This is a genomic window from Pseudomonas fluorescens (genome assembly GCF_902497855.1).
Classification (GTDB): domain Bacteria; phylum Pseudomonadota; class Gammaproteobacteria; order Pseudomonadales; family Pseudomonadaceae; genus Aquipseudomonas; species Aquipseudomonas fluorescens_BI.
The window spans coordinates 399,672-416,552 of sequence record NZ_CABVHU010000001.1 but is presented as its reverse complement, the minus strand read 5'-3'; the positions used below and the strand labels follow the sequence as shown (position 1 = coordinate 416,552).

The following is a 16,881-nucleotide window of genomic DNA, read 5'->3' as shown; positions in this document are numbered from 1 at the left end:
TCTCTCCGGCTGTCAGGGCAGGACCAGCGCGACCGTGCCGGTCACGTGGTTGCCCATGGAATTTTTGCCGCTCAAGGTGATTTCCACCGAGCGGGTGTGCGCATCGACGCCGGTGACGCTGCCGCTGAAGGTCATGCAGTCGCCGGGGTAGTTCGGTGCGCCGAGCTTGATTTTCAGCGCGGTGAATTGCGCCAGCGGCCCGGCCCACTGCTCGATGAACCGCTGCACCAACCCATTGGTGGTGAGGATGTTCATGAACACGTGGGGCGAACCCAAGGCACGGGCCGCCTCTGCGTCGTGGTGGCCGGGGAAGTAATCACGGGTGGCAATCGCGCCACCGTTGATCAGGGTCACCGTGATTGGGACGGCAAGCTCCGGCAGTACTTCGCCGGGGCGCACGTCTTCAAAGCGCTTGGTGTTCTTCGAGGTCATATTTCCATCCCAGCTTGTCGTTATCGTTGAGCCAGTCGCCCAGGCGTTCCAGGTTTGCCGCCGAACCACCCAGGGCAAGGCAGAGGCCGCGGCTCCAGTAGAGAAAACGGTGGATCGGGTACGTCAGGTCGACGCCGATGCCGCCATGCACGTGTTGCGCGACATGGCCGATGCGGTGCCCCGCTTCACAGGCCATCCACGCGGTGGCCAGGGCTTCGGAGGGCGCCAGCAAGCCGGCATCGATGCGGTAGGCCAGTTGCCACAGCACTGTGCGCAAGGCTTCGACGGCGATATGGGTGTCGGCCATGCTCATCTGCACCGCCTGAAAGCTGCCGATGCTGCGCTCGAACTGCCGGCGCTCGCTGACATAGGCCACGGTGCGGCGGATCTGCTCTTCGCTGACCCCCAGTTGCAGGGCAGCCAGCGCCGCCATGCTGCGCAGCTCCAGCCAGGCGACGGCCTCGGCCGGCAGCAGCGCTGCGCCGCTCACGGTCAAGCCTTCGATGTACAGGTCGGCCACCGCTTCACCGTGGGTCAATACCGCCGACACCCGTTGGATTTCGGGCGCTGACAGGTCCAACAGCAGCAAGCGCGGTTGGCCGTCGACCTGCGCCAATACCAGTGCGGCCTGGGCTTGATCACCCAGGGACAGGGCCGCGACCCGGCCATTGATCGACCAGCCCCCATCAGTCGCCTGCGCTTGCAGCTCAATGCCCAGCGCACTGCTCAACGCATCGACGGACAGGCTCAACAGCGCCTCGCCGGACGCCGCCTTGGCGACCCATCCCGCACTGTCGCTGGCGTCAAAACGGGCCAGGGTCGCGGCCGCCAGTTGATGGCGCCACAACGGCACCTGGGCCAGGGCCTTGCCCTGAGCCTGCAACACCAGCATCAGCTCGGTCATGCCCAGGCCGCTGCCGCCGTGTTCTTCGGGAATGGCCAAGGCCTGCAGCCCGGTCTCGATGCATAGCTTCCACAGCGGCGCCATCATCGGTTCGCCACTGGTGTCCCATTGGCGCATGTAGTCGTCATGGCAATGGTCGACAAACAGGCTGTCGGCCATTTGCGCAATGGCGCGCTGGTCTTCACTTAATTCGAAATCCATGGTGAATGGCTCCTACGCGTCTACCGGCCGAAACAAAGGCAGCGTCAACTGGTCATCGAAGGTCTGGAACTCGACCTGCAAGCGCTGGCCGATCTGCAGTTGCTCGCGCTCGATACCGACCAGGCCGGCAATCAGGCGTACGCCCTCCTCCAGCTCGATCAGGCCGATCGGGTTGGGGTAATCGAACGGCGGCACCTCGGGGTAGTGCATCACCACGAACGAGTACAGGCTGGCGCGGCCGCTGGCCTGCAAGGTGTCCCAGTCGAAGCTGTGGCACTGGATGCACACCGGGGCCGGTGGATGGCGCAGGGTTTGGCACGCGGTGCAGCGCTGGATCAGCAACTGGCCCTTCTCGCAGCCTTCCCAGAAGAACCGCGTGTCGTCGCTGATGCCCGGCAACGGACGCTTGGGCTTGACCGGTGCCGACTCGACTTTGGCAGGCGCCTGGGCATTGGCCGCGCGGAACTTGAACACGCGAAACAGCAACTGGCCCACCGGCTCGTCGTCGCCGGGCTCTTTTCCTCCTGGCTTTTCGACGAAATGGCTCATGACCAGGGTGACGAAGAAACCAGTGCCCAGGGCGGTGGTTTTTTCATCGCCAACCGAGTCCAGGCGCGTGGTGTAGTAGAGCTTTTCGCCCAGGCGCACCGGGCGGGTGAAGCTCAGCTCGGAGTTCACCGCCACGGTGGAGGCATAGCCGTAGGCTTCCATTTCCTTGAGCACCTCGTAAGGGTTCTCGTCGGTGGAGCCAGGCGGATAGTTGTTGGCGTGCAGGCCTTCCATGGTCCACACCTGCAACATCGCAGGCGGAGCGATCAGGCCCTCATGGACGGTGCCCAAGGCAAAGCCCGCGTCGGTGTATAGCGGGTTGTCCACGCCCATGACTTCGCACCACTGGCGAATCATCGGGGCATTGACCTCGTCCCAGGCATACACGCGGCCGTACTGGCGCCCCACCAGGGCGCGCACATTGGATAGCAATTGTGGATCAGCCAAAGTCGTCTCCTTCACATTGAAGGCGGCCACCGAACCCGGTCGCCGCAATAGGTCGATCAGGTGGGCAGAACCTGCGCGGCACCGAGAAATGCCGGGCGTTCACCACCGCCATGCAGCAACAGGTTGCAACCGCTGGCGTAACTGGCCAGCGGCGATGCGATGTAGAGACAGGCGTTGGCGATGTCTTCGGCCACCGCCATGCGTGCGGCCGGAATGCCGGCCGCGACGGCGGCGATCCCGGCCTCGGAGCCGTAGTGCAGATGCGACTGCTCGGTCTGTACCAGCCCCGGGCTGACCGTGACCACCCGCACCTTGGGCCCCCACTCCACCGCCAGCGATTGCACCAGCGCCAGCACCCCGGCCTTGGCCGCGCCGTAAGCGGCGGTGCCTGGCGAGGAGCGCAGCGCACTGATGCTGCCGATAAAGACGATGCAACCGCCCTGCGCCTGTGCCTGCATCAGCCGGTTGGCGTGCTGGGCGACGTTGAGCGGCGCGATCAGGTTCAGACCGATGATGCTTTCATGAAACCTGGGCGACGCCGTGGCGGCGTCGGCGGAAGGGCTGCCGCCGGCGTTGTTGACCACCACGTCGAGGCGCCCGAAGTCGCGCTCGATGGTGGCGAACAGGCGTTGCAGGGAATCGTGGTCACGCACATCGGCGGCGATAAAGGTCGCGCGCTTGCCACCCTGCGCCGGCACCTGTTCAGGTTCGCGCCGGGCACAGACGATCACCCGTGCGTTCGCGGCCAGGAACCCCAGTGCGATACCGGCGCCGATGCCCTTGGTGCCACCGGTGACCAGCACCACCTTGCCGCTGTAATCAAGACCCGAATGCAGCTCCATCATGTGCTCCTTTTCTACTGACAAGGGTCACTCTAGGGGCGAACCGCGGGCCAAACTACGTCTGAACGGACGATGAAAATCCAACCGCCTGAACAGGACACTGGTGGCCATTTACACGTTGTCAGGTCTTCGAGAATGCTCATGTCCGACTCATCCGCTGCACCGGTTCTGCTCGAACGTCCACTGCCCGGCGTGGCCCTGCTGCGGCTCAACCGCCCCCAGGCGACCAACGCCTTGAGCCTGGAATTGCAGGCGCTGCTGTCGCGTTATTTCAGTGAGCTTGCGATCGACCCCGAGGTGCGTTGCATCGTGCTGACAGGGGGAGACAAGGTGTTCGCCGCCGGTGGCGACATCAACAGCATGGCCGGGGTCGGCGCCATCGATATCTACAAGCGCCACACCGAGCGGGTCTGGGGGCCGATCCAGCACTGTCCGAAACCGGTGATTGCGGCAATTTGCGGTTATGCCTATGGCGGAGGCTGTGAACTGGCGATGCACGCCGACCTGATCGTCGCCGGGCGCAGCGCGCGCTTCTGCCAACCGGAAATCCGCATCGGCATCATGCCCGGCATCGGTGGCACCCAGCGGCTGGTGCGCGCGGTGGGCAAGGTCAAGGCGATGCGCATGGCGCTCACCGGCCAACCGATCAGCGCCGAGGAAGCCTGGGTCGCCGGACTGATCAGCGACCTGGTCGACGATGACCAGGTGCAAGCCCACGCCCTGGAGCTGGCGCGCGTCATCGCCGCCATGCCAGCCCTGGCCGCCGAGCAGATCAAGGAAGTGATCCTGGCGGGCATGGACGCGCCACTGGAAGCCGGCCTGGCCCTGGAGCGCAAGGCCAATGCATTGTTGTTCGCCTCACGGGATCAGAAGGAAGGCATGCAGGCGTTCATCGACAAACGCCCGGCGCAGTTCGAGGGGTATTAACATCTCCCGAACGAAAACGTTGATCCCCGAAGGAGCCAGGCTTGCCGGCGAAGGCGTATTTGAAATCGCCTTCGCCGGCAAGCCTGGCTCCTACGGGGATCTTTTGATCTCCTATTCAGCCCGATCAATCCGATCCAGCGCCCGGTTCACCGCCAGCTCACCCAGCATGATGACCTGGGCAATCCCCAACAGGGCGTTGCGACTCGTCCCTGCCATATGATCCGCCAGATCCAGCGCCATGACATTGGCCGAAGCCAGCGACTCACAGGCGTGGGCCAGCAGGGTTTCGGTATCGAGTTCCGGGTTGACGATGAACATGGTGCAAAGCTTGCGCGGAGTGGCCTGGATGTCGGCGGCAGAGGGAATGCGTTCGGATGGTGGGTGGGAATTGTTGGAGTCGATGGTTTCTGAGGGCGTTGCCGGATCGGTGTCCGGCGGGTTTGGTGTTGGCTTAATCATGAGTGCTTCCCTTAATTAGCTGGGCCGCACCATCTCGCTACTACACGAAAGGGTGGCAGCTGTGCGCAAGTTAGTAGACCGGCAAGGGAAAGCAAAAACCGGCGCGCCCGAGGACGCCATGCGCACAGCTGCCATCAAGTGCAGGCAGTTACCTGACTGATGATGCTCATGCGACCGCTTTAACCTTGGCCGGGCTACTAAACCCGATCACTGACCATCAGTGACGCGAATCAAGTTACCGAGTAGCCCCTGGGCGCACAAGCCGGCGGATTCTGGCGTAACCGTAGGCAACGACGCAAGGTGCTGTGGCCTTCGGGAAGTGACGTGAGGGCTTTCTTACAAACACCCGGAAGCGTCCTACACATCCATCAGAAACGCCCTATTTCCACCTCGACCGACTTCGTAAAGCTTGCGAGCGTTTGCACGCTGCGGTCTGTCTGTGTGACCGCGTTATCGTTCTTCGCGGGCAAGCCTCGCTCCTACGGACGCGTCCTATCGTTCTTCGCCGGCAAGCCTGGCTCCTACAGGGCGGGGCGCGGTGGATTGGGTGGCAACGGCCGCTAGATACTCATCACCATCTGCCCGCTATCAATGCGCAACTCGACACCATTGATCGCCCGGGCTTCATCGCTGGCCAGGAACAGTACGCTGGCCGCCACGTCCTCGGGCCGGCACATGCGGTTCATCGGGTCGCTGTCGATGGTCATGCGGTCCGGGTCGACGCCTTCGGGGAGGCTGCCACGGGTCATGTCGGTGAGCACGCCATCCGGGTGCAGCGTGTTGCAGCGGATGCGGTATCTGCGCCGCCGGCAAAGCGCCGCCACCGAACGCGACAATGCCGCCACCGCGCCCTTGGAGGCGCTGTAAGCCAGGTAGTCGTCACGCCCGGCCAGGGCCGCGACGGACGACAGGTTGATGATCGAACCACCGCTGCCCTTCATCAGCGCGATGCCTTCGCGACAGCCCAGAAACACACTGTCGGCATTCACCCGCATCACCTTTTGCCACGCCTGCAGACTGGTTTCTTCAATCGAGCCGGCGATCAGGATGCCGGCATTGTTGACCAGGATATCCAGACGACCGTAGCGCTCGCGCACATGGTCGATGACCTGGCGCCATGCGTCTTCACTGCTGACGTCGTGGCGGATAAAGGCTGCAGCCGGCCCGATTTCAGCCGCCAGTGCCTGGCCTGCCTCGACGTCCAGGTCGCTGATCAGCACCTGGGCCCCTTCGGCCGCCAGCACCCGCACGCTGGCAGCGCCGATCCCCTTGGCGCCGCCGGTGACCAGCGCGATCTTGCCGTGAACCCGGCCGGCTTTGTTGTTGTGGTTGCTCGTCATCATGTCGTCTCTTGTGCGAGGGTCGGCTGCAACTGTTGATCCATGAACCGGGCCGCGGCCGCTCCGGCACGACGCCCGGAGAACACGCAGTCCGCCAGGGATAAACCGCTGATGTAGAGGTGCGAAGGAATGCCCAGCGCGGTGCGCCCCGCGGCATACAGGCCGGGTATCGCCTGGCCCTGCCCGTCGAGCACGGCGCCGTTGCCCTCGTCCACGCGCAACCCGCCGAGGGTCAAGGCACCCAGTGGGAAGACCGGATTGGTCACGGAAATGTCGCAGGCATAAAACGGCCCCTGATCGAGCACTTGACGCCCGCCCGGCGACTTGCCGAAAGGCTCGGGCGCCTCGCCACGGGCTGCTGCGTTGGCCGCCAGTACCGATTCGCGCAGCGCCGCCGGATTCATCCCGGTGTTTGTGGCCAATTGGCTCAGGTGCTGGCCCTTGCGCACCTTGAACAGCATCAGCACCAGGGCGGGCAAGCTTTGAAACCACCAATAACCGCCAAACAATGCCTCGCGGATGGCTTTCTTGCGCAACGGCGCATCCAGCACCAGCCAGGCTTTGCCACCCTGCTCTTCCATCAAGGGTTGGCCCAGGGTGGCGCCATAGACTTCTTCGTTGCAGAAACGCCGACCTTCGCGATTGACGACGATGCCCTTGTGCCAACTGTACGGCGGGTTGATAAAGCGCCAGGCCGAAACACGCTCCAGTGCAGCGCCCTGACCACCGACGCTGGTCCCCAGGCGCAGGCCGCTGCCGTCACAGCCTGTGGCACCGACTTTGAAGTTACGCTCGAATTTCGGCGCGTGCCGTTTGATCAGTTCGCGATTGAAAATGAAACCGCCGGTACTGAGGATGACGCCGTTGCGGGCGTGAACGAGCCGTGGCCGGGCGAAGTCCCGTTCGAGCTGGCCGATCCGCTGACGCAGCTTGTTGCAGTAACCCGCGGCGAAATTCTGCAAACGCTCGGCGCGAGCGGCCAGGCGCGCATGCAACTGCGCTTGCGGGGTGCCGGGCGTGATGCACCACATCTCGGCACCCACCACCCGCCCCTGCGCATCAACCACCAGGCGTTTGGCTGCCGCCTGTAGCAACGGCCGGGCCCCGGCGCGCAGGCACGCGTCCTTGAGATGTGCATACAGCACCGCGCCGCACTGGCCTTTGCCCACGGTGCGATGGCCCCGTGGTGCCGGCGGCAGTGGCCCGCCATGCTGCGGCACCAGTTCGTTGCCGGAGTAATAGAGAAAATAACCGTCAGGCGGGTACGAAGTCTTGCCGCCCGGTGGCATCTGGTGGCCATAGGGCGCACCGTGGCTTTCCAGCCAGTCGAGGTTGCTGACGCTGTCGGCGCAGAAGCGCCGCAGGGTGTCGTCGCTGATCACGTTTTGTGTTTCGTGCTTGAGGTAGTCAAACATGGCTTCGGGCGTGTCGCTGAACCCTGCCGCCTGCTGATGGCGGGTACCGCCACCGGCGTAGACCACCCCGCCACTCTTGGCACTGGCACCGCCACCGGTGAATCGGTCGGCAATCAAGACATCGGCACCCAGGGCGCGGGCCTCCAGCGCCGAGCAGGCACCGGCCGCGCCCCACCCGATAATCAATACATCGCAGTGCTCGTCCCACAGCAACGCGCTGCTGTCGGCGACTTGCAAAGGTGTCTGGATCGGCGTGCAGAAACTGTCATCGAACGTCGCCATACACCCTCCTATCGCTGGCTGGCCAAGTGGTTGGCGGCGACATAGGCGAAGGTCATCGCCGGCCCCAGGGTGCCGCCCGCGCCTGGATAGCTGGTGCCCATCACCGATGCCGAGCAGTTGCCGATCGCGTACAGGCCAGCGATGGCGGCGCCGTCCTCGCGGACCACTTGCGCATGTTCGTTGGTCAGCAGGCCGCCCTTGGTGCCGATGTCCCCGGCATCAAGACGCATGGCGTAGTACGAGCCTTTGCGCAATGGCGCCAGGCACGGGTTGGGCTTGATATTGCTGTCGCCGTAATAACGGTCGAATACGTTGCCGCCGCGCCCGAAGTCCGGATCCTTGCCCGTGCGCGCATACTCGTTGACCTTGACCACGGTGGCTTCGAGACCGGCGGCATCGACGCCGATCTGTCTGGCCAGCCCGGCCAGGGTGTCGTCCTTCCAGTACAGGGTGTTCAGCCATTCCTTGCGCAAGCGGCTGTCGGGCATGATCTGGCCCGGCATCAACGGCCCCATCGCGTAGTTGAAACGGAAATGGCCATCGAAAATCACCCAGGCCGGCACCGACTTGCCCCCCGTGAGCCCGTTGTCACGGTACATCGCATCGACGAACTCCAGATACGGCGCGGCCTCGTTGACGAAGCGCCGGCCCAGGCTGTTGACCACGATGGCGCCAGGGAACGCGCGCTCGGCGAAGATCCCCCGGGGTTTTTCCTCGCCCGGCACGGCGATGGTCGGCGCCCACCAGGCCCAATCCATCAATGCGGTGGCCGCCCCCTGAGCCAGCCCGGCCTCCAGCGCAGCACCGGTATTGTTCCCCGGAGGGGTCGCACTCCAGGCCATGCGGGTCGGTTGCGGCAAGTATTTTTCACGCAGGGCCTGGTTCTGTTCAAAACCACCGGACGCCAGGATCACCCCGTGGCGCGCGTGCAGTTGCACCTCGGCTCCGTTACGCCGCACGCTGACGCCGCTGACCCGGCCGTCCTTGGTGAGCAAGCCGGCAAAATCGGTGTTGAGCCAGAGCGGCACGTTGCGGTCCATCAGCGAGCGCCGCAGCGATGCCACCAGCGAGCTGCCCAGGGACGCCCGGCGGTCGATCTTGCTTTTGCGGCGCCATTTGAAATCGAGTTTGTAACGCAGCATCAGGCCCATGATCAGCAGGCGCCAGCCAAAACCACGCGCCATGACCTTGTGCGCATCGCGGGCGGTCCAGGCGATGCAGCCCATGAGCAAGGTCGACGGCGAAGGTTTACGCAGGTTGTCCAGTTCGTCGCCCAACAGGCTGGTATCGAAGAACTCCGGATCCAGGGTTCTGCCGCCGGGCAGCGCGCCCGGCAGGTGCGGGTAATAGTCGGGGTATTTGGCGGCCACCGCGTAGCGTACCCGACTGGTCTGGGTAAGCTCTTCGATCATCTTCGGCGCATTGTCCAGATAGGTGCGCAGCCGGGTTTCATCGACATGTTCGCCCGCCGCGGCTTGCAGATAACGCAAGGCTGTTTCGTACGTGTCGTTGCCGTTCAGCTTGGCGAAATAGTGGTTGTTGGGGATCCAGATACCGCCGCCGGAGATCGCCGAGGTGCCGCCGTACTTGTCGCTTTTTTCCACGATCAGCACACTGAAACCGTGATCGGCGAGGAACACCGCCGACGTCATTGCACCTGCGCCCGAACCAACGACAATCACATCGTAGTGGGTCTGAGACTGAACTTGAGCCGTCATTGTTGTTATGCCATTAGCTGAGGTCAGAGATAACCGCCGACGACGCTGTGGGAACGCTGGCGGAGTGCATCCCATGATCGGGGCTGCACTGGCCGGGCTCATCGTCAAAGCGGACTAGAAACCCGGCCCGATGCCAGTTGCTCATAAAAGCTGGAACAACCGGCCGAAAGGGCCAGGCAAGTGCTGTCAGAGGACGGCGCGTCTGGCGGCCCAGGGCCGATCCTGCTCCAGTTGACTGGCCAGGCGCAGCAGACCGTCTTCACCTCCCAGGCGGGCGGTGAACATCATGCCCACCGGCAGGCCGCTATCACTCTGGCCCAACGGCAGCGAGATCGCCGGTTGGCCGCTGACGTTGGCCAGCACGGTGAAGCCGGCGCTGCCCATGGCGTGGTGGGCATAGCTGTCCCAGGATTGATCCAGCGTCAGCAGGCCCAGTTGCGGTGTCAGGTTGGCGGTGACCGGCGACAGGATCACGTCGAAGCGTTCGAACGGCTGCTCCATGGTTGCGCCAATACTTTCGAATGACTGACGGGCGCGATACAGGCCTTCACCCGTGGTGGCCTGGGCGCGTTCCAGGTTGACCAGGGTGATTTTCTCCAAGTCCTGCGCCGTGGCAGCGCGCCCCAACACCTGTTCGCGGTCGCGAATCGCGGTGCGCAAGGCGGTGCCGATCACCGTGCCATGAGCCCCGAACAGTTGGCGTGGATCGATGTTCAGCGTCAGTTCTTCGACTTCATGCCCCAGTCCCATCAATTGCTTGATGGTCTGCTCCAGCGTGGCGGCAATCGCCGGCTCCAGCGCCGCGCCGGTCAATGACTGGCGTACCACGGCGACACGCAACTTGCCCGGCTCGCGCTGCAATTCTTCAACATACGGCCGTACCAACGGCGGGATCCAGTACGCACTGCCCGCTTCATGGCCCTGGCCGGCATCGAGAAACAGCGCGGTATCGCGCACGGTGCGCGAGACCACATTGCCGACGCTGGCGCCAAACCAGCCCTCGAAATGCGCCGGCCCGCTCGGCGTGCGATAACGGCTGGGCTTGAGCCCCACCAGGCCGCAATACGAGGCAGGAATGCGGATCGAGCCGCCACCGTCGGTGGCATGGGCCACAGGCACGATCCCGGCGGCCACGGCCGCTGCCGCGCCGCCAGAGGAACCACCCGCGCTCATGGCCAGGTTCCACGGGTTGCACGTCTGCCCCCACAGCATGGATTCAGTGGTGGTGGTCAAGCCAAACTCGGGACAGGTCGTCTTGCCGAAGGGCACGGCGCCAGCTCGCTCGTAACGGCTGATCAGGGTGCTGGTCCGGGCCGCTGGCGGCGCGTCCTTGAACAGCCGGCAACCATTGCTGGTCGAGGTGCCCTCCAGGTAAGTATTGAGGTCTTTGATCAACACCGGCACGCCGGCCAGTGCCCCTTGGGTTTCGGTACCGGCGGAACGGCGCTGGGCCAACAGCGTGCGGGCGTAGGCCTCGTGCAGCATGTTCACCGCCTTGACCCGGGGATTCACCGCCTGGCAGCGAGCTAGCGCCGCCGCCAGCAGGTCTTCGGACTGCAGCTCGCCGCTGCGAATTGCCTGACCCATGGCCCAGGCGTCCAGCCCTTGGTAGTCACTGGCCGACAGACCCGCCGCACGGGCATCGGCAAAACGTCCCAGCAATCCTATACCCGCGACCAGGGCGCCCGCCTTGAGCACACTGCGCCGCGGCCAGCCGGTCGGCGGCTCGTTGGACAAGGTGGTTGTCGAGGCAGTCATCGGTTGGTGTTCGTTGGTTTTCATAGCGATTGTCGCGCCCTGTCGATTATTGTCATGAGGTCACGCTGGCCAGCATGGCCGCCAAAAAGTGTTCGCCATACGGCGGCAAGAGCCCCCATTCGCGGCGCGGGTCATGCTCCGGCGCCTTGAACACCGTGCGCTGGTGGCTGAACTCGAGAAACCCTTCGTGACCATGGTAATGGCCCATGCCCGAGGCGCCGACACCGCCAAACGGCGCATCGTGCATCGCCGCGTGCATCATCACATCGTTGACGGTCACCCCGCCGGACACGGTGCGCTCGAGCACGTAGCGCTGCTGTTCGGGGTCTTTGCCGAAGTAATACAGCGCCAGCGGGCGTGGACGACCATTGATATCGTCAATGACCTGGTCGAGGTGTTCATAGGTGAGCACGACCATGGCGGGGCCGAAGATTTCTTCACGCATGATCACACTGTCCGGCGCCGGGTCGACCACCACGCGCAGGGGCCGGCGCCGGTCCTCGGCATTCGGCGCCAGGGGTTCGGGCAGGCACTCGACGCGTGCGCCGCGGGCCTGGGCGTCCAGCACGTAACCTTCGACCCGGTCCAGGTGCCGCTGGTTGACCACCGCCACCACGTCCGGGTTGCCGGCCACCGATGGATTGAGTTCGCTGTAGGTGGCGCGCAGGGCTTCAAGGAAGGGTTCAAGCAGTGCCTTGGGCACATACACCAGATCCGGATTGATGCAGATTTGCCCGCCATTGCAGGCTTTCCCCACGGCGATGCTGAAAGCGGCTTTTTTGAGGTCGGCGCTGCCGGAGACGATGACCGGCGACTTGCCTCCCAGCTCCAGCGTCACCGGTACCAGGTTCTGTGCGGCGTTGCGCATGACCAGCCGCCCCGTCGCGGTACTGCCGGTGTACACCAGGTGGTCAAACGGTTGGGCGCTGAAGGCTTCGGCCAGCTCCACGTCGCCGGTGACGACGCCGACCTCCAGCGGGTCGAGGTGTTCAGCGAACAGCCGCGCCACCAACTCGGCCGTCCGTGGTACCACGTCCGACGGTTTGAGGATGGCCCGGTTGCCCGCGGCCAGCACCGAGGCCAAGGGGCTGAACAGGGTAAACAAAGGCGCGTTCCAGGTACCGAGAATGCCCACCGTGCCCTTGGGTTGGTGCATCACCCACGCCTTGGCGCCGAGCTGATCGTAAGGCGCAAAAGGCGCACGCGGATCATCCTGCATCCAGTCCTGCAGATGGTCACGCGCATATTTGAGCGAGGCCAGGGCGCCCAGCACGTCATTCATCAACGAGAAACCGGCAGGCCGACCGCCGAAATCCAGGTCGATCGCCTCGGTCAACGCGCCATGGTGGCGGACCAACAGATCGATGACTTGCTGGAGTCGGCGTCGGCGGGTGTCGGCGCTCACCAAACCGGCGCTGGCGAATGCGCTTTTTTGCCGGGATAACAGACTGGTGAGCCCTTGGACGGATGATGTGAATGAACTCATTCGTGTCCCCTTGCTGGAACTGGCCCCATGGCCGGGAAGCGCCCGATGCGCTTGCCGCCACCCTAGCCGTACACCCCGCGCGACGCCTCGTCCGATCGGACGAGTAGCGAGCAAATCTGTTAGTCCGTTGAGACGATGTTGAACCGCGTGATGCGACCAATACTGGCCCTACGAAAATCCCACCCCATGAGGCCAGTCATGGCAATGCAAAACGTCAGTTTCGATCCCCAGGCTTTTCGTGCCGCACTCGGCACCTTTACCACCGGGGTCACCATCATCACCACCCAGACCGAAGACGGCTCACCCGTGGGTATCACGGCCAACAGTTTCAACTCGGTGTCGCTCAATCCGCCGATGGTGCTCTGGAGCCTGTCCAAGCAGGCCCGCAGCTTGCCAGTCTTCACCAGTGGAAAACACTGGAACGTCCACGTGTTGTCCACCGAACAGGAAGCACTGTCGGGACGTTTCGCCACCCAGGGCGAGGACAAGTTTTCTGAAATCAAGCTGGACAATGGCGTCAGCGGGGCGCCGCTGCTGCAAGATTGCACGGCACGTTTTCAATGCCGCACCGCATTCCAGTATGAAGGCGGCGACCACGTGATTTTTGTCGGTGAAGTCCTCGCCTTCGATCACAGCGACCGCGCGCCGCTGGCGTTCCAGAGTGGCCAATATGCATTGGCGACCCGCAAGCCACGCAGCGAACTGCGCCTGGCCACCACGCCGCCGCCCCCCGAGTGCAGTTACACCGAGGATCTGCTCGGTTACCTTTTGGGGCGTGGACACTACCAGGTCCTCAATGCCCTGCGACAGATGCTGAGTAATCAGCACCTGGACGAACAGGCGTTTTTTATCCTGTCGATTTTGTGTATTCGCGACAACCTGAACCTTGAGGAAATCAATACCTTCGTGACCTACACCGGTCGTGAAGTCACGCTGGCCAGCATGCGTTTTCTCGAAAACCAGCGCCTGGTGGCGTTCGAGGGCTCGGCAGAGTCACTGCGTTTCGTCCTCACCGCCCAGGGGCGCGAGGTTTCGTTGCATCAGCTGGCGCTGGCCAAGGCGGTGGAAGAGGACCTCTCGGCCAAGCTCGGCACCGCCGATGCACAAGCCTTGAAGGTATTGCTCAAGCGCCTGATTGTCGTGAGTGATCCCGGCTTGCCGGATCTCTGGGCACCGCGATGAATGTGGCCTCGGGTATGCTGCCCCCCGCCAGGGTTGGTTGGGGGAGCCACGGTTTGCTGATGCTGCTGGCCATGGTGTTTGCCGACAACTTCGTCGGACGACAGATACTCGCGGTGATGATCGAACCGATCAAAGCCGAATTCGGGGTCAGCGATACCGCCATCGGGTTGATCTCCGGCCTGGCGTTCGCGGCGGTGTACGCCCTCTTGGGCCTGCCGGCGGGAAGGCTGGTGGACCGCATGCCGCGCACCCGTCTGCTGGCCATGTCGTGCCTGCTCTGGGCCGTGGCGACAATGGCCTGCGGACTGGCCGGCAGCTTCATTGCGCTGGCCATCGCACGAATGCTGGTGGCGGTCAGTGAATCGCCGACGACCTCGGCCTCGCTGTCGTTGATCGCTGACCTGTATCCCCCACAACGACGCTCATTCGCAATCAGTTGTTTTACCGCGGCACCGACGTTTTCCTCGATCATCGGTTTGAGTCTCGGGGCCTGGGTGGTGGAACACTATGGCTGGCGCAGCGGGTTTATCGCCATTGGCATGCCGGCCCTGGTGTTTTGCGCTGTCCTGACCTTTTTCGTGCGTGAACCGCAGCGTGGCCGTTGGGATCTCGCGCCCCACGCCCACTCGCCCTCTCCACTGCTGGGTATGGGTGCCGAAGCCCGCAAGCTGTGGGCGTTGCCGGCCTACCGGTGCCTGATCCTCGCGGGCGGCCTGGTCACGCTCAGCTCCTACGCCATCGGCATGTGGAACACCAGCTTCCTGGTGCGCTCCCACGGCCTGTCACTGCAACACGCCGGGCTGTTGGTCGGGGTGATCTGCGGTATCTCGGCCGGGATCGGTGGCCTGTTGAGCGGTTGGTTAAGTGACCGCCTGTGCCGCCGTCACCCACACTGGCAGATTTCCATTCCGGTGTTGGGCCATCTGGCGGCCCTCGCCGCGCTGACCCCTTATCTGCTCTGGTCCGATGCCCTGCTGGTGCGCCTGGGCGATGTACCTGTTCCGACCGCAATGCTCTGGGCCGCGCTCTATTCCTTCTTTGCCGTTTGGTGGATCGCCCCGTCCTACAACCTCGTCACCCAACTGGTGCCGGCAAATCGGCGCGGCACCGCCATGGCCCTGCAGACCATCGTCAGTACCCTGCTCGGGGTCGGCATCGGGCCACTGATAACCGGGTTGTTCAGCGACATGCTACTGCCGCTGTTTGGCCAGGAGTCGTTGCGTTACGCACTGATGCTGGTGAGCCTGCCGGTGATTGGCGCTGTGCTGCTGCTGGTGCGCACCGCGCACCATGCGTCCAGAACGGCCTATCGTCATGCCGCGACCGTCTAGCGGCCCCTGCGAGGACACGAAGTCGACCGCGCAATCGAGACTCCATTCGGCACGAATCATGCGTACCTCAATCGCCATGAGTCGGTCATGACTATGCGGATGACACTTTTGAAGTGAGCCGTTCCAGTCGGTGCCCCGATAATCGAAAGCCTACTAATGGAATGTCGAGGGTTCAGCATGACAAGCGCAGCTCAGGTCAGCCCGCAAACACTGAGAAAAGTAATTGTCGCTGCCGGCATCGGCAATTTCGTCGAGTGGTTCGACTTCGCCGTCTACGGTTTTCTGGCGACCACCATCGCCCAGCAATTTTTCCCCAGCGGCGATGCCAGCGTGGCCTTGCTGAAAACCTTCGCGGTGTTCGCCGTGGCCTTTGCCTTCCGGCCTCTGGGCGGGATTTTCTTCGGCATGCTCGGTGACAGGATCGGCCGCAAGAGAACCCTGGCCATGACCATCCTGCTGATGGCGGGTGCGACGACCTTGATCGGGGTGTTGCCCACTTATGCCGCCATCGGGGTCATGGCGCCGATCCTGCTGACCGTCATCCGTTGCGCCCAGGGCTTTTCCGCCGGGGGTGAATACGCCGGTGCCTGTGCCTACCTGATGGAGCATGCACCCAACGACAAAAGAGCCTGGTATGGCAGCTTCATTCCGGTCTCGACCTTTTCCGCCTTCGCCGCGGCCGCCGTGGTCGCCTACGCACTCGAGGCCTCATTATCGGCCGAAGCCATGGGCAGCTGGGGCTGGCGCCTGCCGTTCCTGATTGCCGCGCCACTGGGACTGGTGGGGCTTTACCTGCGCTGGAAGCTGGATGAAACCCCGGCATTCCAGGCAGTGACCGAGGAGCATGCGGTGGCACACTCCCCGCTCAAGGAGACCTTGCGCAACCATGGCGCGGCGATCTGCTGCCTGGGTGCCTTCGTGTCGCTGACGGCGCTGTCGTTCTATATGTTCACCACCTACTTCGCGACCTACCTGCAAGTCGCGGGCGGCCTGAGTCGCGCGACGGCGTTGCTGGTGTCGCTGATTGCCTTGATCTTCGCCGCGGCGATCTGCCCGCTGGCCGGGCTGTATTCGGACCGGGTCGGGCGCCGGGTCACGGTGATGACCGCTTGCGCGCTGTTGATCGTGGCGGTGTATCCCTCGTTCCTGATGGCCAGTTCCGGATCGTTCGCCGCCTCCATCGTCGGCGTCATGCTGTTGGCGATCGGCGCGGTGTTGTGTGGCGTGGTCACTGCGGCCCTGCTCTCGGAAACTTTCCCCACCCGTACCCGCTATACCGCGTCGGCGATCACCTACAACATGGCCTACACCCTGTTCGGCGGTACTGCGCCACTGGTGGCGACATGGCTGATCAGCACCAGCGGCAGCAACCTGTCGCCGGCGTTTTATCTGATGGCGGTTGCGTTGCTCGCGCTGGCGGGTGGATTGGCGTTGCCGGAGACTTCAAGGATTTCCCTGCATGATGTGCCGACGAGGGAGAATGGCGTCGGGGCAGACGCCGCGGTCTGAGGGTTTCAACGCAAGGCGGGCGAAGCTTCATTTCCCGAATCTTCAGCCCGTCGCCCCATCCTCGCCTGATCGTCACGCCTCGAAGTCTCTCGCCTCGGC

14 protein-coding genes are annotated in these 16,881 nt (G+C 63.8%); 4 read left to right on the top strand and 10 right to left on the bottom strand.

Features of this window, described 5'->3' with window-relative positions:
• Positions 1-12 precede the first annotated feature (12 nt).
• The 4 genes from F8N96_RS01975 to F8N96_RS01960 are packed head-to-tail and all read right to left on the bottom strand — an operon-like array spanning position 13 to position 3,375.
• Complete coding sequence (locus tag F8N96_RS01975) at positions 13-432, bottom strand: MaoC family dehydratase (RefSeq protein ID WP_064677290.1); 420 nt, start codon at positions 430-432, stop codon at positions 13-15.
• Positions 404-1,537 carry an acyl-CoA dehydrogenase family protein gene (locus F8N96_RS01970; RefSeq protein WP_150796338.1) on the bottom strand — a complete coding sequence of 378 codons (1,134 nt, stop codon included), beginning with the start codon at positions 1,535-1,537 and terminating at the stop codon, positions 404-406. Before F8N96_RS01970 ends, F8N96_RS01975 begins: the two co-directional genes overlap by 29 nt.
• Positions 1,538-1,549: 12 nt before the next feature.
• Positions 1,550-2,533, bottom strand: a complete 984-nt coding sequence (locus F8N96_RS01965; RefSeq protein ID WP_150796337.1) for a bifunctional MaoC family dehydratase N-terminal/OB-fold nucleic acid binding domain-containing protein — start codon at positions 2,531-2,533, stop codon at positions 1,550-1,552.
• A gap of 56 nt (positions 2,534-2,589) precedes the next feature.
• Positions 2,590-3,375, bottom strand: a complete 786-nt coding sequence (locus tag F8N96_RS01960) for an SDR family oxidoreductase (protein WP_150796336.1) — start codon at positions 3,373-3,375, stop codon at positions 2,590-2,592.
• A 141-nt stretch (positions 3,376-3,516) separates the two neighbouring features.
• Here F8N96_RS01960 and F8N96_RS01955 point away from each other — a divergent pair, with 141 nt between their 5' ends.
• Positions 3,517-4,302 carry an enoyl-CoA hydratase gene (locus F8N96_RS01955; RefSeq protein WP_128872442.1) on the top strand — a complete coding sequence of 262 codons (786 nt, stop codon included), beginning with the start codon at positions 3,517-3,519 and terminating at the stop codon, positions 4,300-4,302.
• Positions 4,303-4,413: 111 nt separating this feature from the next.
• On the opposite strand, the gene F8N96_RS01950 is transcribed toward F8N96_RS01955, so the two are convergent.
• From F8N96_RS01950 to F8N96_RS01925, 6 genes are all read right to left on the bottom strand, one after another.
• A complete protein-coding gene (locus F8N96_RS01950; RefSeq protein WP_064677285.1) occupies positions 4,414-4,761 on the bottom strand; it encodes a DUF6124 family protein in 348 nt (115 codons plus the stop codon).
• Positions 4,762-5,321: 560 nt separating this feature from the next.
• A complete protein-coding gene (locus F8N96_RS01945; protein WP_150796335.1) occupies positions 5,322-6,104 on the bottom strand; it encodes an SDR family oxidoreductase in 783 nt (260 codons plus the stop codon).
• Entirely contained in the window at positions 6,101-7,798 is a 1,698-nt protein-coding gene (locus F8N96_RS01940) for an FAD-binding protein (RefSeq protein WP_150796334.1), read from the bottom strand. The genes F8N96_RS01945 and F8N96_RS01940 overlap by 4 nt, the downstream gene beginning before the upstream one ends.
• Before the next feature lie 8 nt (positions 7,799-7,806).
• Positions 7,807-9,516, bottom strand: a complete 1,710-nt coding sequence (locus F8N96_RS01935) for an FAD-binding protein (protein WP_150796333.1) — start codon at positions 9,514-9,516, stop codon at positions 7,807-7,809.
• A 186-nt stretch (positions 9,517-9,702) separates the two neighbouring features.
• Positions 9,703-11,274 carry an amidase gene (locus tag F8N96_RS01930; RefSeq protein WP_224789492.1) on the bottom strand — a complete coding sequence of 524 codons (1,572 nt, stop codon included), beginning with the start codon at positions 11,272-11,274 and terminating at the stop codon, positions 9,703-9,705.
• 52 nt (positions 11,275-11,326) lie between these two features.
• Positions 11,327-12,760, bottom strand: coding sequence for a coniferyl aldehyde dehydrogenase (locus F8N96_RS01925; RefSeq protein WP_150796331.1), 1,434 nt, complete (start codon positions 12,758-12,760; stop codon positions 11,327-11,329).
• Between the two features lie 198 nt (positions 12,761-12,958).
• On the opposite strand from F8N96_RS01925, the gene F8N96_RS01920 reads away from it, so the two are divergent.
• From F8N96_RS01920 to F8N96_RS01910, 3 genes are all read left to right on the top strand, one after another.
• Positions 12,959-13,942, top strand: coding sequence for a flavin reductase family protein (locus tag F8N96_RS01920; protein WP_150796330.1), 984 nt, complete (start codon positions 12,959-12,961; stop codon positions 13,940-13,942).
• Positions 13,939-15,273, top strand: coding sequence for a spinster family MFS transporter (locus F8N96_RS01915; RefSeq protein ID WP_150796329.1), 1,335 nt, complete (start codon positions 13,939-13,941; stop codon positions 15,271-15,273). The genes F8N96_RS01920 and F8N96_RS01915 overlap by 4 nt, the downstream gene beginning before the upstream one ends.
• Positions 15,274-15,450: 177 nt before the next feature.
• The gene (locus tag F8N96_RS01910; RefSeq protein WP_150796328.1) at positions 15,451-16,782 is read left to right on the top strand and encodes an MFS transporter; all 1,332 of its coding nucleotides are present in this window, start codon (positions 15,451-15,453) and stop codon (positions 16,780-16,782) included.
• Positions 16,783-16,881: the final 99 nt, after the last annotated feature.

Excerpts from the sequence above, each read along its gene's own strand:
- F8N96_RS01975 (WP_064677290.1), bottom strand. The coding sequence starts at position 432 with ATGACCTCGAAGAACACCAAGCGCTTTGAAGACGTGCGCCCCGGCGAA.
- F8N96_RS01970 (WP_150796338.1), bottom strand. The coding sequence starts at position 1,537 with ATGGATTTCGAATTAAGTGAAGACCAGCGCGCCATTGCGCAAATGGCC.
- F8N96_RS01960 (WP_150796336.1), bottom strand. The coding sequence starts at position 3,375 with ATGGAGCTGCATTCGGGTCTTGATTACAGCGGCAAGGTGGTGCTGGTC.
- F8N96_RS01955 (WP_128872442.1), top strand. The coding sequence starts at position 3,517 with ATGTCCGACTCATCCGCTGCACCGGTTCTGCTCGAACGTCCACTGCCC.
- F8N96_RS01950 (WP_064677285.1), bottom strand. The coding sequence starts at position 4,761 with ATGATTAAGCCAACACCAAACCCGCCGGACACCGATCCGGCAACGCCC.
- F8N96_RS01945 (WP_150796335.1), bottom strand. The coding sequence starts at position 6,104 with ATGATGACGAGCAACCACAACAACAAAGCCGGCCGGGTTCACGGCAAG.
- F8N96_RS01940 (WP_150796334.1), bottom strand. The coding sequence starts at position 7,798 with ATGGCGACGTTCGATGACAGTTTCTGCACGCCGATCCAGACACCTTTG.
- F8N96_RS01935 (WP_150796333.1), bottom strand. The coding sequence starts at position 9,516 with ATGACGGCTCAAGTTCAGTCTCAGACCCACTACGATGTGATTGTCGTT.
- F8N96_RS01930 (WP_224789492.1), bottom strand. The coding sequence starts at position 11,274 with ATGACTGCCTCGACAACCACCTTGTCCAACGAGCCGCCGACCGGCTGG.
- F8N96_RS01925 (WP_150796331.1), bottom strand. The coding sequence starts at position 12,760 with ATGAGTTCATTCACATCATCCGTCCAAGGGCTCACCAGTCTGTTATCC.
- F8N96_RS01920 (WP_150796330.1), top strand. The coding sequence starts at position 12,959 with ATGGCAATGCAAAACGTCAGTTTCGATCCCCAGGCTTTTCGTGCCGCA.
- F8N96_RS01915 (WP_150796329.1), top strand. The coding sequence starts at position 13,939 with ATGAATGTGGCCTCGGGTATGCTGCCCCCCGCCAGGGTTGGTTGGGGG.
- F8N96_RS01910 (WP_150796328.1), top strand. The coding sequence starts at position 15,451 with ATGACAAGCGCAGCTCAGGTCAGCCCGCAAACACTGAGAAAAGTAATT.